This window comes from Alteraurantiacibacter aquimixticola (genome assembly GCF_004965515.1).
Classification (GTDB): domain Bacteria; phylum Pseudomonadota; class Alphaproteobacteria; order Sphingomonadales; family Sphingomonadaceae; genus Alteraurantiacibacter; species Alteraurantiacibacter aquimixticola.
In genome coordinates, this window is record NZ_SSHH01000003.1 from 72,996 (window position 1) to 94,927 (window position 21,932).

Annotated in this window: 19 protein-coding genes; 3 read left to right on the forward strand and 16 right to left on the reverse strand. The window is 64.4% G+C overall.

Translation table 11 applies throughout. The features are described 5' to 3' along the window. Positions 1 to 11: 11 nt before the first annotated feature. A complete protein-coding gene (locus E5222_RS11345; RefSeq protein ID WP_136693920.1) occupies positions 12 to 1,358 on the reverse strand; it encodes a hypothetical protein in 1,347 nt (448 codons plus the stop codon). Positions 1,359 to 1,501: 143 nt separating this feature from the next. Here E5222_RS11345 and E5222_RS11350 point away from each other — a divergent pair, with 143 nt between their 5' ends. Beyond that, positions 1,502 to 3,805 carry a CDC48 family AAA ATPase gene (locus E5222_RS11350; RefSeq protein WP_136693921.1) on the forward strand — a complete coding sequence of 768 codons (2,304 nt, stop codon included), beginning with the start codon at positions 1,502 to 1,504 and terminating at the stop codon, positions 3,803 to 3,805. A 61-nt stretch (positions 3,806 to 3,866) separates the two neighbouring features. On the opposite strand, the gene E5222_RS11355 is transcribed toward E5222_RS11350, so the two are convergent. From E5222_RS11355 to E5222_RS11375, 5 genes are all read right to left on the reverse strand, one after another. After that, positions 3,867 to 4,940 carry a mechanosensitive ion channel family protein gene (locus tag E5222_RS11355; RefSeq protein WP_136693922.1) on the reverse strand — a complete coding sequence of 358 codons (1,074 nt, stop codon included), beginning with the start codon at positions 4,938 to 4,940 and terminating at the stop codon, positions 3,867 to 3,869. 39 nt (positions 4,941 to 4,979) lie between these two features. Next, entirely contained in the window at positions 4,980 to 7,820 is a 2,841-nt protein-coding gene (gene polA, locus E5222_RS11360) for a DNA polymerase I (RefSeq protein ID WP_136693923.1), read from the reverse strand. Between the two features lie 233 nt (positions 7,821 to 8,053). Then, a complete protein-coding gene (locus E5222_RS16555; RefSeq protein WP_169053566.1) occupies positions 8,054 to 8,482 on the reverse strand; it encodes a hypothetical protein in 429 nt (142 codons plus the stop codon). Positions 8,483 to 8,492: 10 nt separating this feature from the next. Continuing rightward, on the reverse strand, positions 8,493 to 9,509 hold the full coding sequence (locus E5222_RS11370) for a serine hydrolase (RefSeq protein ID WP_136693925.1): 1,017 nt from the start codon (positions 9,507 to 9,509) through the stop codon (positions 8,493 to 8,495). A gap of 134 nt (positions 9,510 to 9,643) precedes the next feature. Beyond that, positions 9,644 to 10,447 carry a class I SAM-dependent methyltransferase gene (locus tag E5222_RS11375; RefSeq protein ID WP_136693926.1) on the reverse strand — a complete coding sequence of 268 codons (804 nt, stop codon included), beginning with the start codon at positions 10,445 to 10,447 and terminating at the stop codon, positions 9,644 to 9,646. Between the two features lie 158 nt (positions 10,448 to 10,605). On the opposite strand from E5222_RS11375, the gene E5222_RS11380 reads away from it, so the two are divergent. Then, positions 10,606 to 12,894 carry a DUF305 domain-containing protein gene (locus tag E5222_RS11380; protein ID WP_136693927.1) on the forward strand — a complete coding sequence of 763 codons (2,289 nt, stop codon included), beginning with the start codon at positions 10,606 to 10,608 and terminating at the stop codon, positions 12,892 to 12,894. 67 nt (positions 12,895 to 12,961) lie between these two features. Here the strand turns inward: E5222_RS11380 and E5222_RS11385 are convergent, their stop codons facing one another. From E5222_RS11385 to E5222_RS11400, 4 genes are all read right to left on the reverse strand, one after another. Further along, positions 12,962 to 14,095, reverse strand: a complete 1,134-nt coding sequence (locus tag E5222_RS11385; protein WP_169053567.1) for an RNA ligase — start codon at positions 14,093 to 14,095, stop codon at positions 12,962 to 12,964. A 310-nt stretch (positions 14,096 to 14,405) separates the two neighbouring features. Further along, complete coding sequence (gene groL / locus E5222_RS11390) at positions 14,406 to 16,055, reverse strand: chaperonin GroEL (RefSeq protein ID WP_136693929.1); 1,650 nt, start codon at positions 16,053 to 16,055, stop codon at positions 14,406 to 14,408. 59 nt (positions 16,056 to 16,114) lie between these two features. Then, entirely contained in the window at positions 16,115 to 16,402 is a 288-nt protein-coding gene (gene groES, locus E5222_RS11395) for a co-chaperone GroES (RefSeq protein WP_136693930.1), read from the reverse strand. Positions 16,403 to 16,534: 132 nt separating this feature from the next. Continuing rightward, the gene (locus E5222_RS11400) at positions 16,535 to 17,929 is read right to left on the reverse strand and encodes an MATE family efflux transporter (RefSeq protein WP_246021731.1); all 1,395 of its coding nucleotides are present in this window, start codon (positions 17,927 to 17,929) and stop codon (positions 16,535 to 16,537) included. Between the two features lie 176 nt (positions 17,930 to 18,105). Here E5222_RS11400 and E5222_RS11405 point away from each other — a divergent pair, with 176 nt between their 5' ends. Then, entirely contained in the window at positions 18,106 to 18,687 is a 582-nt protein-coding gene (locus tag E5222_RS11405; protein ID WP_169053568.1) for a c-type cytochrome, read from the forward strand. Between the two features lie 4 nt (positions 18,688 to 18,691). Here the strand turns inward: E5222_RS11405 and E5222_RS11410 are convergent, their stop codons facing one another. The 6 genes from E5222_RS11410 to E5222_RS16565 all read right to left on the reverse strand — a co-directional run bounded on the left by E5222_RS11410 (position 18,692) and on the right by E5222_RS16565 (position 21,551). Continuing rightward, complete coding sequence (locus E5222_RS11410) at positions 18,692 to 19,249, reverse strand: MOSC domain-containing protein (RefSeq protein WP_169053569.1); 558 nt, start codon at positions 19,247 to 19,249, stop codon at positions 18,692 to 18,694. 108 nt (positions 19,250 to 19,357) lie between these two features. Next, positions 19,358 to 19,735 (reverse strand): 50S ribosomal protein L7/L12, encoded by a 378-nt coding sequence (rplL, locus tag E5222_RS11415; RefSeq protein WP_136693932.1) that lies wholly within the window; start codon positions 19,733 to 19,735, stop codon positions 19,358 to 19,360. Positions 19,736 to 19,807: 72 nt separating this feature from the next. Continuing rightward, positions 19,808 to 20,323, reverse strand: a complete 516-nt coding sequence (rplJ, locus tag E5222_RS11420) for a 50S ribosomal protein L10 (protein ID WP_136693933.1) — start codon at positions 20,321 to 20,323, stop codon at positions 19,808 to 19,810. Positions 20,324 to 20,632: 309 nt separating this feature from the next. After that, positions 20,633 to 20,863 carry a helix-turn-helix domain-containing protein gene (locus E5222_RS11425; RefSeq protein WP_136693934.1) on the reverse strand — a complete coding sequence of 77 codons (231 nt, stop codon included), beginning with the start codon at positions 20,861 to 20,863 and terminating at the stop codon, positions 20,633 to 20,635. Beyond that, positions 20,863 to 21,381, reverse strand: coding sequence for a DUF2975 domain-containing protein (locus E5222_RS16560; RefSeq protein ID WP_169053570.1), 519 nt, complete (start codon positions 21,379 to 21,381; stop codon positions 20,863 to 20,865). Before E5222_RS16560 ends, E5222_RS11425 begins: the two co-directional genes overlap by 1 nt. A 32-nt stretch (positions 21,382 to 21,413) precedes the next feature. Then, complete coding sequence (locus E5222_RS16565) at positions 21,414 to 21,551, reverse strand: hypothetical protein (protein WP_169053571.1); 138 nt, start codon at positions 21,549 to 21,551, stop codon at positions 21,414 to 21,416. Positions 21,552 to 21,932: the final 381 nt, after the last annotated feature.

Below are 21,932 nucleotides of genomic sequence, written 5' to 3' on the forward strand. Positions count from 1 at the left end.
AACGGAGCTGGTCAGGCATTCTGGCCAAGCAGGCGGGCGACCGCGCCCTGGCCATCATTGCTGCCTTCCTCCAGCAGTACGCGCATCAGCGCGAGCATCTCTTGCGACAGGCCGAAATCGGCAGCGGCATCGAGCCATTCGTCGGCGCCGACCTTGCCTTCAGGTTGTGCGGCAATCAGGCCGGTGACGAAAGTGAAGAAATCCTCCCCGCGCGCCGCGCCCGCCCGATCGACCGCCAATGCGAACAACATGCCGCAGGCATAATAGGCGCGGTTGTCACCCCGGTCGTCTGCGGACCAGATACCGCCATTGGGCAGCAGCGCCGCGCAATCCTCGCGCGCCTTGTCGACCAGTGCCAGCATGTCCGAACCCTCGCTCAGCTCCTGCCGCTCCATCAGCCGCATGGCGAGCAGGTCCGCACCGCCTTCGGTGATCCACATGTCGCGCCGGTCGCGATAGCCGATTGTCTGCCCCAGCCAGAAATGCGCGCCTTCATGCGCGACGAACCATTGTGCGCGTTCGAGCGCCTGCGGCACCGGATCGACCAGCCCTGCGCCTTCCAGCCTCATGCCGATCATATTCCCGGCAACGCTGCCGCCAAGGCTGATGATTTCGGGCGTCGGCCCGGCCCAGCTGGCCAGGATCACCGGCCGGCTCTCCGCATGATCGCCCAGCCGGTCCGTGTAGAAAGTGAAGGCCTCGTCGGCGAAGGCGCCCATGCCGTCCGCGAGCCATTGCGGCAGGCCGGGATCGAGGATGGTCGCAACATGCTCGCTTTCGATCACTTCGACATCGCCGAAGATCACATAACCACCGCCGGAAAGCGTCGCGCTGCGATAGCGGGTGCCGCGATGGAGTACCTCGCCGCCTTCGTCGCGCAGGCTGACGCGCTCGGGATAGCTGCCGGGACCGGGCATCGCCTCCAGCTCCGCGCGGCTCGCGACCGGAAAGGCGCCGAAATGCCCTGTATAGATGGCCAGCGACCCATTGGAGAGGATGATGGCCGGATCGTAATCGGCGACGAGATCGACGGCGAGGGGGGTGAAGGCAATCTCGACCGTGGCGGGCATGGCGCCGCCTTCCGCCACAAGCGCGTCGAAGCGGCCGATCCGCTCCAGCGTGACACCCGGGGTCAGCACGGTCCAGCTGTCCGGGCGCCATGAAGTTCCGCTGATGCGCTGAAGGGCCGAGCGTGAGAAGGCCCAGACCGGTGCCTTGCCGGGAATGTGGAAGGTGGCGCGCCACGCATCGCCATCGCGCACCACTTCGGCAGCGAAAGGCTCCGGCTCCTCTTGCGCCATCGCGCGCGCCGGAAAAAGGGCGAGCAGCAGCAAGAGCGGAACGATAAGCCTTTTCATGGGCTCTACACTTACCGCATCGCTCCGGCGCGGGAAGCGGCCAATCTGCCAACGGTCCATATCAAAAGGCAGTTTGCATTCGGCAGGTCCGCTTCCTAGCTTCAGCGTAACGGATTTTAAGAGGCAGGAACGGAACCCCCCTAATGGCAAATGCGGAAGCAGCCGAACTCGAAGCAGGCACGATCAAGCTGCAGGTTGCTGCCGCGCGGCAGGAGGAATCGGGCCGCGGCGTCGCCCGCATGCCGCGTTCGGCCTTCCAGGCATTGGGGATCACCGAAGGCGATCCCGTCGAAATCGAAGGCAAGCGCGTCTCCGCCGCCATCGCCATGCCTGCCTATGAGGAGGACGAGGCGCTGGAACTGATCCGGCTGGATGGCCTTCAGCGCGCCAATTCCGAAACCGCCAGCGGCGAGCATGTGCAGGTCCGCCGTGCGCAGCCCAAGCCCGCGACGCGCGTTGTCTTCGCCCCCGCGCGCCGCGAAATGCGCCTGCAGGGCCCGACCGAGGCGCTGAAGCGCGTCTTCTTCGGCCACCCGCTGACCGCTGGCGACCTTGTCGCCACGCACGGGCAGCAGCCGGTGCAGAACATGCCGCCCGAAGTGCGCCGCATGTTCAACGCGCCCGCCTATGCGCTGACGCAGATACGCCTGCAGGTCATCTCCACCGTGCCCAAGGGCATCGTCCATATCGATGACGAGACGGTGGTCGAGCTGCGCGCCGAATTCGAGGAACCGCGCGACGGCCGCGGCACGGTCAATTATGACGATGTCGGCGGTATGCAGGACACGATCACCGCCTTGCGCGAGATGGTCGAGCTGCCGCTGCGCTACCCCGAGCTTTTCACCCGCCTTGGCGTCGATCCGCCCAAGGGCGTGCTGCTGCATGGCCCGCCCGGCACCGGCAAGACGCGTCTTGCCCAGGCGGTCGCCAATGAAAGCGACGCCGAATTCTACACCATCAACGGCCCCGAAATCATGGGCAGCGCCTATGGCGAGAGCGAGAAGCGCCTGCGCGAGGTTTTCGAGGAAGCCGAGCGGACCGCGCCTGCCGTGGTCTTCATCGACGAGATCGATTCGATCGCGCCCAAGCGGGAGCGCGTGTCGGGCGAGGCGGAAAAGCGGCTGGTCGCCCAGCTGCTGACGCTGATGGACGGCCTCACCAAGTCCAACATCGTCGTCATTGCCGCCACCAACCGTCCCGATGCGATCGACGAGGCGCTGCGCCGTCCGGGCCGCTTCGACCGCGAGATCGTGGTCGGCGTGCCCGATGAAAGCGGCCGCCGTGAAATCCTCGCCATCCATACGCGCGGCATGCCGCTGGGCGAGGGCGTGGACCTGGGCGAATTGTCGCGCTCCACGCATGGCTTTGTCGGCGCCGACCTTGCGGCGCTTGCGAGAGAAGCGGCGATCGAGGCGGTGCGCCGGATCATGCCCAAGCTCGACCTTGAAGCGCGCGAAATCCCGCCCGAAGTGCTGGCGGAACTGCAAGTCGAGAAGAACGATTTCCGCGAGGCGCTGAAACGCGTCCAGCCTTCGGCCATGCGCGAAGTGATGGTGCAGGCGCCGAAGATCGGCTGGGACGATATTGGAGGCGTGGACGAGGCGGAGGAGAAGCTGCGCGAAGGCGTTGAGCTGCCGCTGAAGAACCCCAAGGCCTTCGAGCGGCTGGGCATCCGTCCGGCCAAGGGCTTCCTGCTCTACGGCCCGCCCGGCACCGGCAAGACCTTGCTCGCCAAGGCCGTCGCGAAGGAAGCTGAAGCTAACTTCATATCCATGAAGTCGAGCGACCTCTTGTCCAAATGGTATGGCGAGAGCGAGCAGCAGATCAGCCGCATGTTCGCCCGCGCCCGTGCGGTCGCGCCTTGCGTGATCTTCATCGACGAGATCGACTCGCTGGTCCCCGCACGTGGCTCCTCAGGCAATGAGCCGCAGGTGACCGCGCGCGTGGTCAACACGATCCTGGCCGAAATGGACGGGATGGAGGAACTGAACTCCATCGTCGTGATCGGCGCCACCAACCGCCCGGCACTGGTCGATCCTGCGCTGCTGCGCCCCGGCCGTTTCGACGAGCTGATCTATGTCGGCGCGCCCGACAAGGGCGGCCGCGAGCATATCCTGAAGATCCACACGCAGAACATGCCGCTGGCCGATGACGTTGATCTGGCTGCCCTCGCTGCCAAGACTGAGCGCTATACGGGTGCGGACCTGGAAGACGTGGTGCGCCGCGCCGGCCTCAACGCCATTCGCCGGACCGACGAGCCGGAGAACGTCACCGCCGCCGATTTCAAGGAGGCGCTGGAAGACAGCCGCCCCACCGTCACCGAACGGATGGAAGCCGAATATGCCAGGATGAAGGGCGAGCTGAAGCGCAAGGCGCTGGAAGTGAAACCCATCGGCTTCATCCATGAAGGCATGGTGGAATCGACGCGGGACCAGAAGCACGACTAGGCAGGCTAGATGGGTTGGTTTGCCTGCGCGGCCTGTGCGCCGCCGCAAGCCGCGCGGCAGCCTAATCCGCTGCGATCACCGGCATGTTCTTGCGCACGACCACCGCGTCAGGCTGGTTGTCGCGCATCCATGCCAGCATGCCTTCGCGGATCTGGCACCTGAGGTCGAACAGCGTCGGCGCATCCTTCGCGCTCATCAGCAGGCGCACTTCGATCGAGCTCGCGCTTGTCTCGGTCACCTGCACCACCTGCACGCGGCCGTCCCATAGCGGGTTCGACGTCACCTGCCGTTCGAACTCGGCGCGGATCGGGTCGATCTCGGCCAGCGGATCGAGGTGGAGGAAGACGGTGCCGAGCAGTTCCGAGCTGCGGCGTGTCCAGTTCTGGAAACTCTCGTCGAGGAACTTGGACATGGGCACGACCAGCCGCCGCTCGTCCCACACCTTGACCACGACATAGGTGGTGCGGATCTCCTCGATCCTGCCCCATTCGCCGTCCACGATCACCACATCGTCCAGCCGGATCGGTTCGGTCAGCGCCATTTGCAGCCCGCCGATCAGCGCCTTCAGCGCCGGTTGCGCGGCGGCGCCCACGGCGAGCGCGGCCAGGCCGGCCGAAGCCATCAGCGTCACGCCGATATCGCGCACGCCGGGGATGGAGAGCAGCATCAGTCCGATGGTGATGAAGATGATGAGGAATGTGGCGATGCGGCTGAAGATCGTCAGCCGCGTCTGCCTGCGGCGGGCGTAGAGATTGTCGGCCGCCTGCAGGTCCAGCTTCAGTTCCATCGACTTCACCAGCGCGCGCATGATGGCGAGCGCGATCCAGCCGATCAGCGCGGGCATCACGAAACCGGCCACCTTCTCCCACGCGCTTTCCAGCAGCGGCGTCTCGCGCGCGGCGAGCACGAGTCCGAGGGCGACCATGGCCCATTTGGTCGGCCGGGCGAGCGAGGAGACGACAACATTGTCCGCCTGGCTCTCGCTGGCATGGGCGAGCCTGCGCAATATGCCGAAGAAGATGCGATGAGCGATCAGCGCCACAATCACGCCGATGGCGGCGAGCAGCAGTGCAGTGCCCAGCTCCTGCATATCGACCGCAAGCGTCGCGGCGAGTTCAGCGAACCATTCCCTCATGCGGGAAGCCTATGGCCTGTGCGCGGCAACATCAAACTGTCAGTGCGCCGCGTCCCAGCTGGTTCCCGTGCCGATTTCGACACCCAGCGGAACGTCGAGCATGACGGCGGGTTGTGCCGCCTCGGCCATCACGCGTTCGATTACGGGGCTGGCGGCGTCCACGTCGCTTGTCGGCAATTCGAACACCAGCTCGTCATGCACTTGCAGCAGCATGCGCACTCGCGGCAGGCCCGCCTCGGCCAGCGCAGGCAGCATCCGGGTCATGGCGCGCTTGATGATATCGGCGCTGGTGCCCTGGATCGGCGCATTGATCGCTGCGCGTTCGGAGCCCTGCCGTTCGGCCTGGTTCTTCGAATTGATGCGCGGGAACCAGGTCTTGCGGCCGAACAGCGTTTCGGAATAGCCGCGCTCGCGCACGTTCTCCAAGGTCTCGTGAATGTAGTTCTGGATGCCGGGGAAGCGCTGGAAATAGGTGTCGATGATCGCCTGCGCCTCATCCGCCTCGATCCCCAGCCGACCGCCAAGGCCCCAGCGCGAAATGCCGTAGAGGATGGCGAAGTTCACCGTCTTGGCGCGGGCGCGCGTGTCGCGATCGACACTGCCGAACATCTCCTGGGCGGTGCGCGCATGGATGTCCTCGCCATTGGCGAAGGCCTCCTTCAGCTGCGGCACGTCGGCCATATAGGCGGCGAGGCGCAGTTCGATCTGCGAATAGTCGGCGGCGAGCAGGACATTGCCATCCTCGGGGACGAAGGCCTTGCGGATTTCGCGCCCGATCTCCGTGCGGATCGGAATATTCTGCAGGTTCGGATCGGTGGAGGACAGGCGCCCGGTCTGTGCGCCGACCAGCGAATAGGACGTGTGCACCCGGCCCGTGCGCGCATTGATCGCGTCCTGCAGCGCATCGGTATAGGTGCTCTTGAGCTTCGACAGCTGGCGATATTCGAGCACCTTGTTGGCAATCGGCGCGCCTTCGCCGGCCAGGCGTTCGAGGATCGCCTGGTCGGTCGAATATTGCCCGCTCTTGCCCTTGCGCCCGCCTTTGTAGCCCAGCTTGTCGAACAGGATATCGCCCAGCTGCTTGGGGCTGCCGATGGTGAATTCCTCGCCCGCGATTGCGTGGATCTCCCCCTCGATGGCAGAGGTGCGGGTGGCGAATTCTTCCGACAGGCGGGAGAGGGCGGCGCGGTCCACCTTGATGCCTTCGCGCTCCATCCCGGCGACGACCGGGATCAACGGGCGATCGGCCCGTTCATAGATCCGCGTGCCGCCTTCGACGGGGAGGCGCGGCTTCAGCATCTTCCACAGCCGCCAGGTCACGTCCGCATCCTCGGCCGCATATTGCGTCGCCTTGTCGAGCGGGACTTCGCCGAAGGGAATGGCCTTCTTGCCCGTGCCGCAGACCTCCTTGAAGGAGAGGCATGTGTGGCCGAGGTGGCGTTCGGCCAACTCGTCCATCCCGTGGCCGCCGCCGATCCCGTCCGTCCCGCGTCCGGCATCGAGCGCGAAGCTGATCACCATCGTATCGTCGATGGGTGCGACATGGATGCCGTGGCGGGCAAGCACGTTGAGGTCGTATTTGATGTTCTGCCCGACTTTCAGAACCGCATCGCTTTCCAGCAGCGGCTTCAGCGCCGCGACGGCATCCTCGAGCGGGACCTGATCGGGTTTCTCCGCAAACATGTCGCTGCCGCCATGGGCGAGCGGGATGTAGCACGCATCATTGGGGCCGAGCGCAAGGCTGACGCCCACGAGGTCCGCCGAAATTGCATCGAGCGAACTCGTTTCCGTATCCACCGCCACCACGCGTGCGGCCATGGCGCGGGCGACCCAGTGTTCCAGCCGCTCCATCGATTGCACGCATTCATAGGCGTCGCGGTCGACGTCGGGCCATTCGGGCAGCTCCTGCCGATTGCCTGTGGGCGCATGCGCCTCACTCTTGTTGTCCTGCTTGGCGGGGTTGAGGTCGTTGGTTTTAGACGGGCTGCCCGCGCCCGCATCGAGGCGGCGCAGCAGGCTGGTGAAGCCGTGCTTTTCTAGGAAGGCGGCAAGCGGTTCGGGCGGCACGCCGTCCAGCTTGAATTCCTCCAGCGGCTGGGGGAGTGTGGCATCTTCCTTCAGCGTCACCAGTACCCGGCTGATCTCCGCATCCGCACGGTGTTCGATCAGCCTTTCCTTGAGCTTGGATGCCTTCATTCCCTCTGCCGCATCGAGCGCGGCGGTGAGGCTGCCATGTTCCTGGATCAGCTTGGTCGCGGTCTTGGGGCCGATGCCGAAGATGCCGGGGATGTTGTCGACCGAATCGCCCATCAGCGCCAGCACGTCGCCCACCAGCTCCGGCCCGACGCCGAACTTCTCCTCCACTTCGGGAATCGAGATGCGCTGGTTCTTCATCGTATCGAGCATGTCGATCTCGCCGACGCCGTCGCCACCCTTGCTTACCAGCTGCATCAGGTCCTTGTCGGAAGAGACGATGGTGACGTCCCAGCCCTGCTTCGCCGCGGCGCGGGCATAGGAGGCGATGAGGTCGTCCGCCTCCAGCCCCGCTTCCTCGATACAGGGCAGGCTGAAGGCACGGGTGGCGTCGCGAATCAGCGGGAATTGCGGCACCAGGTCTTCGGGCGCCGGCGGGCGGTTGGCCTTGTACTGGTCGTAAATCTCGTTGCGGAAGGACTTGCTGTCCTTGTCGAGAATCACCGCCAGATGCGTGGGTCCCTCGGCCTTGTCGAGGTCCTCTGCCAGCTTCCACAGCATGGTGGTGTAGCCATAGACGGCGCCCACAGGCGTGCCTTCCGGATCGGTCAGCGGAGGCAGGCGGTGATAGGCGCGGAAGATGTAGGAAGACCCGTCGACGAGGTAGAGATGCTGCGTGTCGCTCATGCGCGAATTGCTAGCAGCCAATTGCAGGCGGGTCATTGGCGGAATCGCGCGTGACGGGGGATAGGGTGGTTAGCCGGCCTTTAAGGCTGCTGTTCCCCATATGCCCCAATTGCGCCACATTTTGCTTGCGCTGCCCCAATTGTGGCAGTATTTAGGCAGCAGGTTGGCCGCCTTGGCTGGCTTTGGATCGCTGGATTTCACTGCGATTCACATTTTTTGCTGTGTAAGGATTATCATTCATGCGCAAGATCATTCTCGCCGCTGCCGCTGCTGGCGCCGCTCTGACCCTGGCTGCCTGCTCGGAAGGCACCGAAGACGCTGCTGCAGACGTTGCTGAAGGCGCTGCTGCTGACCTCGAAACCAATGCCGACGCCATGGGCGACGCCATGGAAGGCGCCGTTGACGAAGCCGTTGAAGGCGCTGAAGCTGCTGCTGACGAAGCCGGCACTGCGGTCGACGGTGCAGTTGACGAAGCTGGCGCAGCTGTTGAAGCTGCCGGCGAAGAAATGCAGGGCGAATAATCCGCTCTCGTTCTTTGAACGCATAGAAAGGGCGTGGCCTTCGCGGGCCGCGCCCTTTTCTTTTGCGTGAAGGGCGCAGGCGCCCTCGGCCCTTGCAGCCAAGAAAAAGGGCGCTGCGAGGCGCCCTTCCTTATCCGGCATCAGCCTGCGATCAGCGGCTGCCGCCCCCGTATTCCGCATTGGCGTAGTTGCGCTGGGGGAAGGCATATCCATCATAGATGGCGCGCGCGATCGAGGCGATCCGCGCCTCGCGATTGCTGCGCGTGCCCTGGCCGGTAACATAGATGGCCAGCGCGATGGAGCGTCCATCGGGCCCGGTCAGGATGCCGATATCGCTGGAAGTGTTGTTGAGCGATCCGGTCTTGTGCGCCACGGTCACATTGTCCGGCATCAGCGCCGGGATGCGGCGCGTGCCGGTGCGGCAACGCTCCATCGCATCGATAATCACCGCGCGGCTTTCGGCCGAGAGCCAGCGTCCCTGGTAGATACCGGAGAGCAGCTCCACCATGGCGGCGGGCGTGGAGCTGTCGCGCAGGTCGATATGGACTGCCGGGTCGAACTCGCCATCGTCGCGCACCAATGTGGCGATGTCGCGGGTGAGGTTGAAATTGTCGATCCCCGCGCGCCGGGCCCAGTCATTGACCTTGTCGACGCCGCCCACTGCGGCGATCAGCGCATCGGTGGCGGGATTGGAGCTGCGCGTGATCATCAGGTCGATCAGCTGGTGCGCAGGCATGTATTCGCCGTTGCGCACCGGCGCCACCGCGGTGGAGAAACGTTGCGATCGCACCGGCAGCAGCAGCGGGAATTCGCTCGTCAGGCTCAGTTGCCCCTTATCGACCATCTCCAGATAAGTCGCAGCGATGGCGATCTTGCTGGTGCTGGCCATGGGGAAGGGCTGGTCGCCCAGGATGGAGATCTGCTGTCCGGTCGCCAGGTCAATGGCGGCGACCCCGATGCGGCCCTGGCTGCCATCGGCAAGCGAGGCAATGTGCCGTTCCAGCGGATTGTCATAGGCGGCGGAATAGTCGCGCGGCTCGCGCAGCTCTGTGCCGAAATGCGCATCGAAGGCGCTTTCGATCGTCTGCTCTTCCGCGTGCGCAGGCACGATCGACGCGATGGCGAGCGCGGCGGCGGCGGCAATGCGTGCGAAGATCGAATCTTTCATGGGCCCTAGACTACGGAATTTATGGTTGTGGAAAAATTAACGAGCCGTCGTCGCGCGGCAAGCGACCGCGCGACGAAACGACTCCAATTTTCGCCCGAACGAAAATTCAGGGGCAGGTGAGGCCGCATACGGCCCTATTCCGTGGCTTCGGCCGGCTTGCGCAGACGCCAGGCGAACTGGTCGGTCAGGCCGCGGATTGATTCGTCGAAGACATTGGTATCGCGCGCATCTTCGGGCCGCGAATAGATGTCGCTCTCTTCCTCGATCACGAAGCCGGCACCGGTCAGCGCTTCGCGTGCGAGCGCGGCATCCATGCGGTGCAGCGTATTGGCGGCCTCCGCCCCGGCACCTTCTGCGGCCAGGTGATCGACCACGATCAGCGATCCGCCGGGCTTGAGCGAATCATAGAGCATGGCGGCGACGGTCTCGGGCGTTCCCTCGGGCATCTGCTCCAGATAGAGGTCATGCCAGTTCATCACCGTGATGATGGTGTCGAGCGGTTCCGGGAAACCCGGCTCCGCCAGCGGGGCGCGCAGCGGCACGGCCTGTACCGGGCTGCCGTCCACATCGGCATAGGGGGCCATGGCCTCGTCCTGCTCGGTCGCATATTCGGCGCGGAAGGCGATGAATTCCTCCGGCTGGAAGGCATAGACCTTGCCGTCTGTACCCACGGCCATGGCGAGCAGGCGCGTCACGTAACCGCCGCCCATGATGTAATCGCCCACCACGTCGCCGCGGTCGATCTCGGCAAAGGCGAGCAATTCGCCGGGCTTGCGTGCCTCGTCACGCTCGCGATCCTCGGGCGTTCGGGCAATATCGTTGACGGCAGAGCCATACTGGCTGGCAGTATAGGCGGGCGCTTCGACAGCCGCCTCTTCCTCACTCGCGCAAGCGGTCAGCATGGTGGCGGCCAGCGCCACGGCAAGCAGCTTCTTCATTGGTTCTCTCCCCTTTTCTTTTGTTATTCCGCGCGCAGGCTAGGACAAATCGGTCACGCTGGGAAGGCGGCGCGAATGCGCGCGTAGATCGGGGCTTGACGCGGGGCGCGGTTGCGGTCTCCATCGTCTCAGCTGAAACCACCGGGGGACCTTCTGCCATGTACCGCACCGGCGCCGCGCGCTCTTTCTCCGCCACCGTCATTGCCGCCGCCCTGCTGGGCACATCGCTGCCGGCGATCGCGCAAGTCTCCATCGTCCAGCCCGGCGCGCCCGGCGAAGCCCCGCGCGAGCTGAGCGCCGAGGAGGCGACCGCGCTGGCGAGCGCGGGCTATACCCCTGCCGACGTCGCCTTCATGCAGGGCATGATCGTGCACCACCAGCAGGCGGTCGACATGGCCGCGCTGGTGGCGGACCGCACCAATCGCGAGGAGATAGTCGCTGTCGCCGGGCGCATCGACGCCAGCCAGGAGGACGAGATCGGCTTCATGCGCGAATGGCTGGCCGGCCATGGCGAGGTGGAGGACATGCCCGCCATGGGCCATGCCGGGCATTCGGGCATGGAAGGCATGGCCTCGCCCGAAGACATGGCGCGCCTTGCCGAAGCGCGCGGGATCAATTTCGACCGGCTGTTCCTCGAACTGATGATCGAGCACCACAAGGGTGCGGTGACCATGGTGGAGGAGCTGCACGAGCTGCCCGGCACGGCTTACGAGCCGCGCATGTTCGAATTCACCAATGAAGTGGTGACCGACCAGAATGCCGAGATCGAGCGAATGATCGCCGTGCTCGCCAGCCTGTCCGACGATCCGCGCGCAGGGCTCGCATCCGGCTTCCTCGATGCGGGCGAGGCGATCAGCGGGCTGCGGCATGTCGCCTTCCTCGAAAAGCCTGCGGGCTTCTTCGATGCCAACAACCCTTCCGGCGAACAGCCCCTCATCGAGGAGGACGAAGACGAAAAGACGGAAACCGGCGAGACCGCTGCCGATGCCGCTGACGAGCACGCCGCCCACATGGCGCATATGGAAGCGGATGGCGAAGCACCCGCCGATCCCGAGGGGGAAGAGGAAGAAGCCGAACCTCGCTTCGGCGAACGCGGCGCGCCCTTGTCCTTCGCCAATACCGACATGGCCTTTTCGGGCGATGTCATGGTCGCAGGCAGCTATCACGGCTTCAACGCCTATCGCCTGGGCGCGGACGGCGTGCCCGAACTGCTCAGCAGCGTGGTCTGCCCCGGCGGGCAGGGCGACGTCTCGATCGTCGGCGACATCCTCATCATGAGCGTCGAGCAGACGCGCGGCCGCGTCGATTGCGGGCTGCAGGGCGTGACCGAGAAGGTCAGCGAGGATCGCTTCCGCGGCCTGCGCATCTTCGACATTTCCGACATCCGCCGCCCGGTGCAGGTCGGCCAGGTGCAGACCTGCCGCGGCTCGCACACGCATTCGGTGGTCTCGCAGACGCCGACCAGCCTGATCGTCTACAATTCGGGCACCTCGCGCGTGCGCGAGGAGGAGGAGCTGGCAGGCTGCATCGGGGACGTGCCGGGCGATGACCGCACCTCGCTCTTCAGCATCGACGTGATCGAGATCCCGCTGGCCGATCCCTCGTTGTCGCGCATCGTTTCCAGCCCGCGCGTCTTCGCCGATCCCGAAACCGGGCGGCTGGCGGGGCTGTGGCAGGGCGGCGACCATGGCGACGACACGCAGGACACCGGACGGACCGACCAGTGCCACGACATCACCGTCTTCCCGACGCTGAACATCGCGGCGGGCGCCTGTTCGGGCAACGGCATCATCTTCGACATTTCCGACCCGCTCAACCCGGTGCGGATCGACGAGGTGGTGGATGAGGGCTTCGCCTACTGGCACTCGGCCACCTTCAACAATGACGGGACGATGGTGCTGTTCACCGATGAATGGGGCGGTGGCGGGCGTCCGCGCTGCCAGGCATCGGACCCGCGCAACTGGGGCGCCGATGCGATCTACGAGATCGTCGATGGCGAGCTGGAGTTCCGCAGTCTCTACAAGCTGCCCGCGCCGCAGTCCGACAAGGAGAATTGCGTCGCCCACAATGGCTCGATCATCCCCGTGCCGGGACGCAATATCTTCGTCCAGGCATGGTACCAGGGCGGCATCTCGATCATGGATTTCACCGATCCGGCCAACCCGTTCGAGATCGCCTATTTCGATCGCGGCCCGATTGCCGAGGACCAGCTGGCGATGGGCGGGTACTGGTCCGCCTATTGGTATAACGGCCGCATCTACGCGACCGAGATCGCCCGCGGGATCGACGTCTTCGCGCTGGAGCCGAGCGAGTTCCTCACCGCCGAGGAAATCGCCGCGGCAGAGGCTGCCGAGATGGGCGAAACCTTCAACCCGCAGACCCAGCTGCCAGTGACCTGGCCGGACGAGGTGGTGATGCGCGTGGAGGATAGCCGCAAGGGCGGCTGACTTTCGTTGGCTAGACAAGAAGAAGGGCCGGAAGGATCGCTCCTCCCGGCCCATCCGCCTCGGCCCGTCATTCGGCGTCGCCGATGATGTGGGTCAGCGCACTCGACGGTTCGTAACCTTCGAGCACGTTCCCGGTCGGGCGGATTTCCCGCATTAGCTTCTCGCGCGCCTTGCCATCCGACAAAAGGTCGGGGTTCTGGCGATAGGCGAACAAGTAGCTGAAGATGCGCGGCGGGATTTCGTCCCGCATCAGGCCGATCTCCTTGTTGCTCAGACGCTCATAGCGCGCTGCGGCATCCGCCACTTCGGCAAGGCGCGAATCCAGCAAGGATTGCGTCGCCCCGACCAGGGCATCGAAATCGCCCCACAGCTCTTCGGGGATGCTCCTGCGGACGGCTTCGAGGTCGTCGCCGTCCCGGAACATGTCCCAGATGCCCAGCGGGGTAATCCGGTTGATGATCGCATGCAGCCGGCAATAGGCCGGGCTCTTCACCTTCAGCCGCGAACCGCTGGCGAAGCGCACCACATAGCCCTCCTCCTGTTCCGGAAGCTGCTCCGCACTGGTCACCATTTCGCCCGCACTCGCGAAGCGATACCGCTGCGCAGTCCGCCAGCCGATCCGTTCGGCGGTGGATTGCAAGGCGGCGAAGTCCGGCTCATGGCCCTCGGCGTCATAGGCCGAGAGCAGCACCAGCGCTTCCTCATCATAGGAGACGATGATCCGGTTCTCCGGATAGATCGCCTCAGCCAGATAGGTCGTTTCCGGGTCCAGAGCGGACAGGTCGAAGCGCGCCATATGGGCTTCCGCCCACACGGCTTGCGGAGTGCCAAAGGCTCCCCGGGTGCTCGCCTGCCACCGCCCATCGTGGTGGAACAGCACGATCAGGCTCCCGTCGAGCTTCTCGAAGACCTCGAACGGCTCATCCGGGAACACCCTGTCCTGCTCCCCCAGGTTGAAGAACTTGGGGAAAGGCGTTGCCACGATCTCGCGCCGCGCGGGATCGATGATCAGGCCGCGCGCAATCAGCGAGAACGGCCCCCACATGCGATCGTAGACGCAGGCGTTGGTGTAGTTCCAGATCAGCAGGCCGTCTTCGCGCTTCCTGCAATAGATCGCGCCTTCGGACCGGGCGGCTTCGAGCCCCGACGTCAGTTCGTCATAAGTGATGGTGCGGGCGAAATGCCTGCTTTGGGTAGTCATCCTTCTTTCCTTCGCATTGCAGCGAATCCAAAAGGATGGCGAAGCCGAAAAGAAACCAAGGTCCGCCATCCCGGCGGACCCACTGGGTTTCCGCCTATCCTACGCGCACGCGCCCCTGCCGCCTGCGAAGACGGTCAGATGGAGCGCATAATTGTTCACGCGGATAGACATGGCGGCGCGCGTTATGGGGCCAAAGGCGCCGCGTCAAGAATATTGATAGTTAACGAAAAGGGGCCGGAAGGATCGCTCCCTCCGGCCCCGTTTCGTGTCGGAATGACGGTTGGGCCCTTCGACGGGCTCAGGACAGGACTTAGAAGCCCATGCCGCCCATGCCGCCCATGCCGCCCATATCGGGCATGCCGCCGCCGGCGGGCTTGTCTTCCGGAACTTCGCTGATCGCCGCTTCGGTGGTGATCAGGAGGCCGGCGACAGAAGCCGCGTCCTGCAGGGCGGTGCGAACGACCTTGGTCGGGTCGATCACGCCGGCAGCGACGAGGTTCTCATAGGTGTCGGTCGCAGCGTTGAAGCCCTGCGTCTCATCGTTCTCGCGCAGCAGGTTGCCCGAGACCACGGCGCCATCGTGACCGGCATTGGTCGCGATCTGGCGAACGGGGGCCATGATGGCCTGGCGCACGATGTCGATACCGCGCGTCTGGTCGTCGTTCTCGCCCTTCACGCCTTCCAGCGCCTTGGTGGCATAGAGCAGCGCCGTGCCGCCACCCGGAACCGTGCCTTCTTCGACGGCGGCGCGGGTTGCGTGCAGCGCATCGTCGACGCGGTCCTTGCGTTCCTTCACCTCGACTTCGGAAGCGCCACCGACCTTGATCACGGCAACACCGCCGGCGAGCTTCGCCAGGCGTTCCTGCAGCTTTTCGCGGTCGTAATCGGACGTCGTGCTCTCGATCTGCGAGCGGATCTGCTCGACGCGCGCCTTGATGTCGTCGGCTGCACCGGCGCCATCGACAATCGTCGTGTTGTCCTTGTCGATGGTGACGGTCTTGGCTTCACCCAGCATGCCCAGCGTCACGCTTTCCAGCTTGATGCCGAGATCTTCGGAAATCATCTCGCCCGACGTCAGGATGGAGATATCCTGCAGCATGGCCTTGCGGCGATCGCCGAAGCCCGGAGCCTTGACGGCAGCGATCTTCAGGCCGCCGCGCAGCTTGTTGACCACGAGGGTGGCCAGCGCTTCGCCTTCGATGTCTTCGGCGATGATCAGCAGCGGGCGGCCGCTCTGAACAACAGCTTCCAGGATCGGCAGCATCGGCTGCAGGTTGGACAGCTTCTTCTCGTGGATCAGGATGTAGGGATTGTCGAGTTCGACAGTCATCTTCTCCGGATTGGTCACGAAGTAAGGCGACAGGTAGCCGCGATCGAACTGCATGCCTTCAACGACTTCGAGTTCGAATTCGAGGCCCTTGGACTCGTCAACGGTGATGACGCCTTCCTTGCCGACCTTGTCCATGGCTTCGGCAATCTTCTCGCCGACTTCCTTGTCGCCATTGGCGGAAATGATGCCGACCTGGGCGATCTCGGCGGAACCGGAGACGTCCTTGGAACGGCCCTTCAGGTTCTCCACCACCTTGGACACGGCGAGGTCGATGCCGCGCTTCAGGTCCATCGGGTTCATGCCGGCGGCAACCGCGGTCATGCCTTCGCGCACGATCGCCTGCGCCAGCACGGTAGCGGTGGTGGTGCCGTCACCGGCAGCGTCGTTTGCCTTGGAAGCCACTTCGCGCAGCATCTGCGCGCCCATGTTCTCGAACTTGTCCTTCAGTTCGATTTCCTTGGCGACGGTAACGCCGTCCTTGGTGATGCGGGGAGCACCGAAGCTCTTGTCGATCACCACGTTGCGGCCCTTGGGGCCCAGCGTGACCTTCACGGCATTGGCGAGCGTATCGACGCCCTTCAGGATGCGCTCGCGCGCATCACGGCCGAACTTAACGTCCTTGGCAGCCATTGTCTGTTTCCTCTTTGAGAATTCTTGGTGGGGGAATGCGTGTCAGAGAAGGCGGGCGATCAGCCCAGCACACCCATGATGTCGCTTTCCTTCATGATGATCAGGTCTTCACCGTCGATCTTCACTTCGGTGCCGGACCACTTGCCGAACAATACGCGGTCGCCTGCCTTCACGTCGAGCGGGATACGATCGCCGTCGTCGTCACGTGCGCCTTCGCCAACGGAGACGATTTCGCCCTCGCTGGGCTTTTCCTTGGCGCTGTCGGGAATGATGATGCCACCGGCGGTCTTTTCCTCGGCTTCGAGGCGACGGACCAGAACGCGGTCGTGCAGCGGACGGAATGCCATGATAATGACCTCTTCCTGATTCTAGTTGATGTCTGTCTTGGCACTCCCCCCATGAGAGTGCCAACGGGCGGGCAGATGGGGTGGTCCCTGCGCAGAGTCAACAAGTCCGCACGGAAAATTTTTGCGCCTGCGTCAGATAGTGCTGGCGGTCAGCCCAAGCGCATCGCGCCGGTGCCAGCGCCACAGCAGCAACACGGCCGCGCAGATAAGGCCCGCGGCAAGGCCGATCCATATCCCGGTTCCTGCAAGCGGGGTGTAGAGCCCCAGCCATGCGGCGGTGCCGAAGCCCGGAACCCAATAGGAAAAGATCGCAATCCACATCGGCACGCGCGTGTCCTTCAGCCCGCGCAAGGCACCGGCGGCAACTGCCTGCAAGCCGTCGAACAGCTGGAAGGCGGCGCACACGACCAGAAAGGCGACGGCATGGCCCACCACCGCCCGGTTCTCCGGCTCCCACGGATTGAGATAGAGCCACAATATATATTCCGGCACCACCAGGATGGCGATGGCGGTCAGCCCCATGAATCCCGTGCCCATCACGATGGCAGCCCAGCCGGCGCGGTGGATGCCCACGTTCTCGCGCGCGCCGTAGAAATAGCCCACACGGATCGTACCCGCCTGGCCAACGCCCATCGGCACCATGAAGGCGAGCGCGGCGAGCTGGATTGCCAGCGTGTGCGCGGCGAGTTCTTCTGTTCCAACGCGGCCCATCAGTAGCGCGGCGGCGCCGAAGATGCCCGCCTCCGCCATCACGGTGAGGCCTATGGGCGTGCCGATCCGCACCAGCTCTGCCAGCCGTTGCCAGTCCGGCCGCCAGACGAAGCCGAAGACATGGTAACGGTGCAGCCGCGGGTCGAGGCGGATGGCAATTATGTAGGCCGCAAGGATCGTCAGCGAGGAGATGAGCGTCGCGATCGCCGCGCCCTCAAGCCCCATGGCAGGTGCGCCCAGATTGCCGAAGATGAAGGCATAGTTCGCCAAGGCGTTCACGCCCACGCCCATGCCGGTGATCGCGGTGGCGAAGACCGGGCGGCCGAGCGTGGAGACGAAATTGCGCAATACCGCCGCCAATATCATCGGCGCCAGCGAGAAGAGCAGGATGTCGGTATAGCGGCCTGCGAGGTTGGACAGAACCGGATCTTGCCCCGTTGCCAGCATGATCGCCTCTGCCTGCGTGCACAGCACCATGGCCACCAGCGAGGCGCCCAGGGCCAGCCACATGGCCATGCGCACCACGCGGCGAATCGGGCGCAGGGCAGGGGCTCTTGCGCCCAGCTCTGCGGCGGCGAGCGGAGAAACCGCGCTGACCAAGGCATTGAGCGAGGCGACCAATATGCCGAAGACCGCGATGGCCAGCGCCGATGCCGCCAATTCGTTCGGTCCCAGCCGGGCGATGAACATCACGTCCACCGCATAGGTCAGCATCTGCAGCAGATTGGCAGCCGCCAGCGGCCCCGCCAGACGCAGGGTCTCGATGCATTCGGCCTTCCAGCCGAGCGGGTGGGGATGGGCTATCGGTCTCATCATGCGCCATCGAAAAAGCCGGCCCGGATATAGGGTCTCGGCCCTGCGAGGAAGGCGAATCCGGTTGCGCAAGATATTTGTCACGCCCCCTGCGGCTGTTGGGACACAGGGCTCTTCCCCTCCGGCCTGTTGGAAGCTAACAGCGGGTTCGAATCTCACCGGAAGGGATGACTATTTCCATGCGTCACACCAGTCGTATTGCCGCCGTATCGCTCCTCGCCATCGCTGTCGCCGCTTGCGGCGGGCCGGAGGCTGAAGAGGACGTCGCCGCCATCGAGGCGGAAGAGGTCGTGGAAGCCGGTGGCGACGCGCTTCCCGCCGAAGCTGAAGGCGAAGGGGCTGCCGGCGAAGAAGGCGAAGCTGCAGGCGAGGAACCTGCCGCCGAAGCCACCGCTGCGCCGACACCCAGCCCGACGCCCACGGCTACTCGCACCCCGACGCCCACACCTACGCCGACGCGCGCCGCCGCTCCGGCCGGGCCTCCGCAGGCCTTCACCCAGTGCCAGGTGTGCCACCAGGTCGCGCCCGGCAAGCACGGCATCGGCCCCTCGCTCGCAGGCGTGTTCGGCAGCCGCGCGGGCCAGAAGGCGGGCTTCTCCTACACCGAAGGCATGCGCAGCTCGAACCTGACCTGGAACGAGGCGAACCTCAACCGCTACCTCTCCGATCCCTCGGGCGTGGTGCCGGGCACGACTATGGCCGTCGGCCCGCTCAGCGCGGAACAGCGCACGGCGATCATCAACTATCTGAAGACGCTCTAACGCGTCAGACCGCCTTGAGTGGTCGATATGGAGCGGGTGGCAGTTCGGCGTTCAGCGGATCGCCGGGCGCCACCCGTCCGCTTTTCCGCGCGACGCACATGATGCCCGCGAGCCGCTCGATCGAACCGTCGCCGCGTTTGCGGGCAAGGCGGCCGAGCAGGCCGGGCCGGAAAGCCTCGATCTGGCGGCACGGGTTGCGCAGCCCCGTCACTTCCAGCACTGCCTGATCGCCGAGGCGAAGCAGCGTCCCCGTGGGCAAGGTCAGCAGGTCCATGCCACGCGTGGTCACATTCTCGCCGAGCTGGCCCGGCGCGACGGTGAAGCCTTCGTCGGCCAGTGCATCGAGCAATTCGCCATGGATCAGGTGAACCTGCCTGAGGTTGGGTTGCGCAGGATCCGCCGCCACGCGCGAGCGGTGCTTCACCGCGCTCCCCGCATGGGCATCGCCATCCACACCGTGCCCGGCGACAATCCCGATCGAGGCAAGTGAGGGCTTGGAGAACCGGTGCCAGGCGCCTGCCGCAACCGCCATCACATGGCCGGAGAGCTTCATGGGGTCCATCGCGACACGATGCGCCGCGCAGGCGGGTGCGCGCAAACAAAAAGGGCGGCGCCTTGCGGCACCGCCCCCTTGGTGATCCGGTATCGGATCGAAGCGTAAGCGAAAAGCTTACTTCAGTTCGACGGTGCCGCCGGCTGCTTCGATCTTGCCCTTGATCTCTTCGGCTTCGGCCTTGTTCACGCCTTCCTTGATCGGCTTCGGCGCGCCTTCGACCAGGCCCTTGGCTTCGGTCAGGCCCAGGCCGGTGATGGCGCGGACTTCCTTGATGACCTGGATCTTCTTGCCACCGTCGCCGGTCAGGATGACGTCGAATTCGTCCTTCTCTTCAGCGGGGGCACCGGCATCGCCGCCACCGGCGGGGCCAGCAACGGCAACTGCAGCAGCGGCGCTAACGCCCCACTCTTCTTCCAGTGCCTTGGCGAGTTCAGCCGCTTCCATGACGGTAAGCGACGACAGTTCTTCTACAAGCTTGGCGATATCGGCCATTGTGCTTCACTCCAAATTGAGGCGGGGCAGGTTTCTGCCCCATGATGTTTCGTCTCGAATGCGAGAAACGTCTTACGCAGCGTCCTTGGCGCCATAGGCACCGAAGACACGAGCCAGCTTGGCCGCGGGGGCGTTGACGACCTGGGCAATCTTGGTTGCCGGGGCGTTGACGAGACCCACGATCTTGCCGCGCAGTTCGTCGAGGCTGGGCATCGAGGCGAGTGCCTTGACGCCGGCTTCGTCGAGAACCTGCGTGCCCATCGAGCCACCGACGATTTCCAGCTTGTCGTTCGACTTGGCGAAATCGACTGCTGCCTTGGCGGCCGCGACCGGGTCTTCCGACCAGGCGAGGCCGACCGGACCGGTGAGGTATTCCTCGATGCCGGCGTAATCGGTGTCTTTCAGGGCGAGCTTGGCGAGACGGTTCTTCGCAACCTTGTAGGACGCACCACCTTCACGCATCTTGTTCCGCAGATCGGTGGACTGGTCCACCGTCAGCCCGAGGTTGCGGGTGACAACCACCACGCCAACTTCGTTGAACACAGCGTTGAGCTGGGCGACCGCTTCGGTTTTCTGCGAACGATCCATGCCGTACTCCTTCACTATGGCCGCGATCATGCCCGAAGACACGGCCGCGACCGGCTCAAATCACCTCGCCGCTCATGCGACAAGGCAAGGTCCGTTGATGGGGAAGGAGTGCACGCCAGGCGTACGGAGCGAAGGCCAATGGCCATCGCCAGGAAATCTCTTTTCCCCGTCTAGGCTGCAAATTAAGGCCGGGCCAATCCCTGCCAGCAACTGTCTCGGACGGATGACCGCATAAAGCAGTCGGGGCGCGCAATTAGCTCGCACGCCCCGAAAGTCAAGTTAAAGTGGCTGTGATGGTCGAGCGGCCTGTCACTCCCCTTTGCCATCATACCCCAGCAAATCGCCCGGCTGGCAGTCCAGTTCGCGGCAGATCGCCTCCAGCGTGGAGAAGCGGATCGCCTTGGCCTTGCCGGTCTTGAGGATCGACAGATTGGCCAGGGTCAGGCCCACGCGCTCGGCCAGTTCGGTCAGCGTCATGCGGCGGTCGTGCAGCAGGTCGTCGAGTTTCACCACGATCTTGGCTCCTTCTTCAGCAGGCATCACACGGTCCCTTCCAGGTCTTCGCGCATCTCCGAACCGCGGCGGAACACACGGGCGAGGACGAAAAGCACCAGGCCAAGCACTATGCCGCCAAGGTCTATGCCGCTTTCGACTTCCATGGCCGGTGCCGCCTTCTGTACGATGCTGGCGATGATCGTCAGCAAGATGCCGCCGCCCTGCATGGCGATCGCCAGCCAGCCCATATTGCGCAGCCTGTCGGCGTTCTGCGCGACGAAGGGATCGCCCTCATGTACGGTCCATACGATCCGGCGCAGCTCCTGTACGAAGCGGTAGGCCATGTAGACGAGGCCGGTTGCTGTCAGAACCAATCCGGCGATGGCGAAGCGCAGCCAGCCCGGTTCGGCAGCGGCGATATGCGCCTCCAGATGTTCCGGGAAGAAGGCGATCGCGCCGGCGGCGATGGCCATCACCACCATGGCAAAGACGAGAAGCCCCATCAGGATTGCGAGAATTCCGCGTAGGCCGGAGAGCAGCGGGTCGTCGAATATCTTGGACATGGAAGCCCCTTTCTTCGTTGTCATTGTCGGGATCAGGCCGCGACGGGCAATGCGATTGCGCTGGCGACGATCGCCGAATCGGCCGGGACCTGGACCATCGCACTGAAGCTGATGGCGACGATGGCGATGGCGGCCATTGCGGCGATGCCATTTTCGAAAAAGCGTGTCATTTATCGATCTCCTTGCATGTCGATATCGATATTCAATATGCCGAGTCGCCCTTATTGTCAATCGATAATATCGAAAAACAATATATCGCTTATCGTTTCGCGAAAATGACGGATTTGCGCGGGTTTGCGGGGCGATTTCGCCTGAAACAGGTTTGACTTGTCGCCCCCCTCTCCCTATATGCGCCCTCGACCGGACAGCTTCGAGCAAGGCCGCCTTTCGCGGGGGTGTGCCACAGGATGGAAGCGCCGGTTTCCGTGAGACATGATGGAAAGGCTGCGTAGCAGCACCGGTTAAGGTGCGCTTGTCGCGGTCCTTTTCGCGTCTCGCTATCCCGCTTGCACACAAGATTTTCCGCCGCTCCCGATCCCGGGACCGGCCCA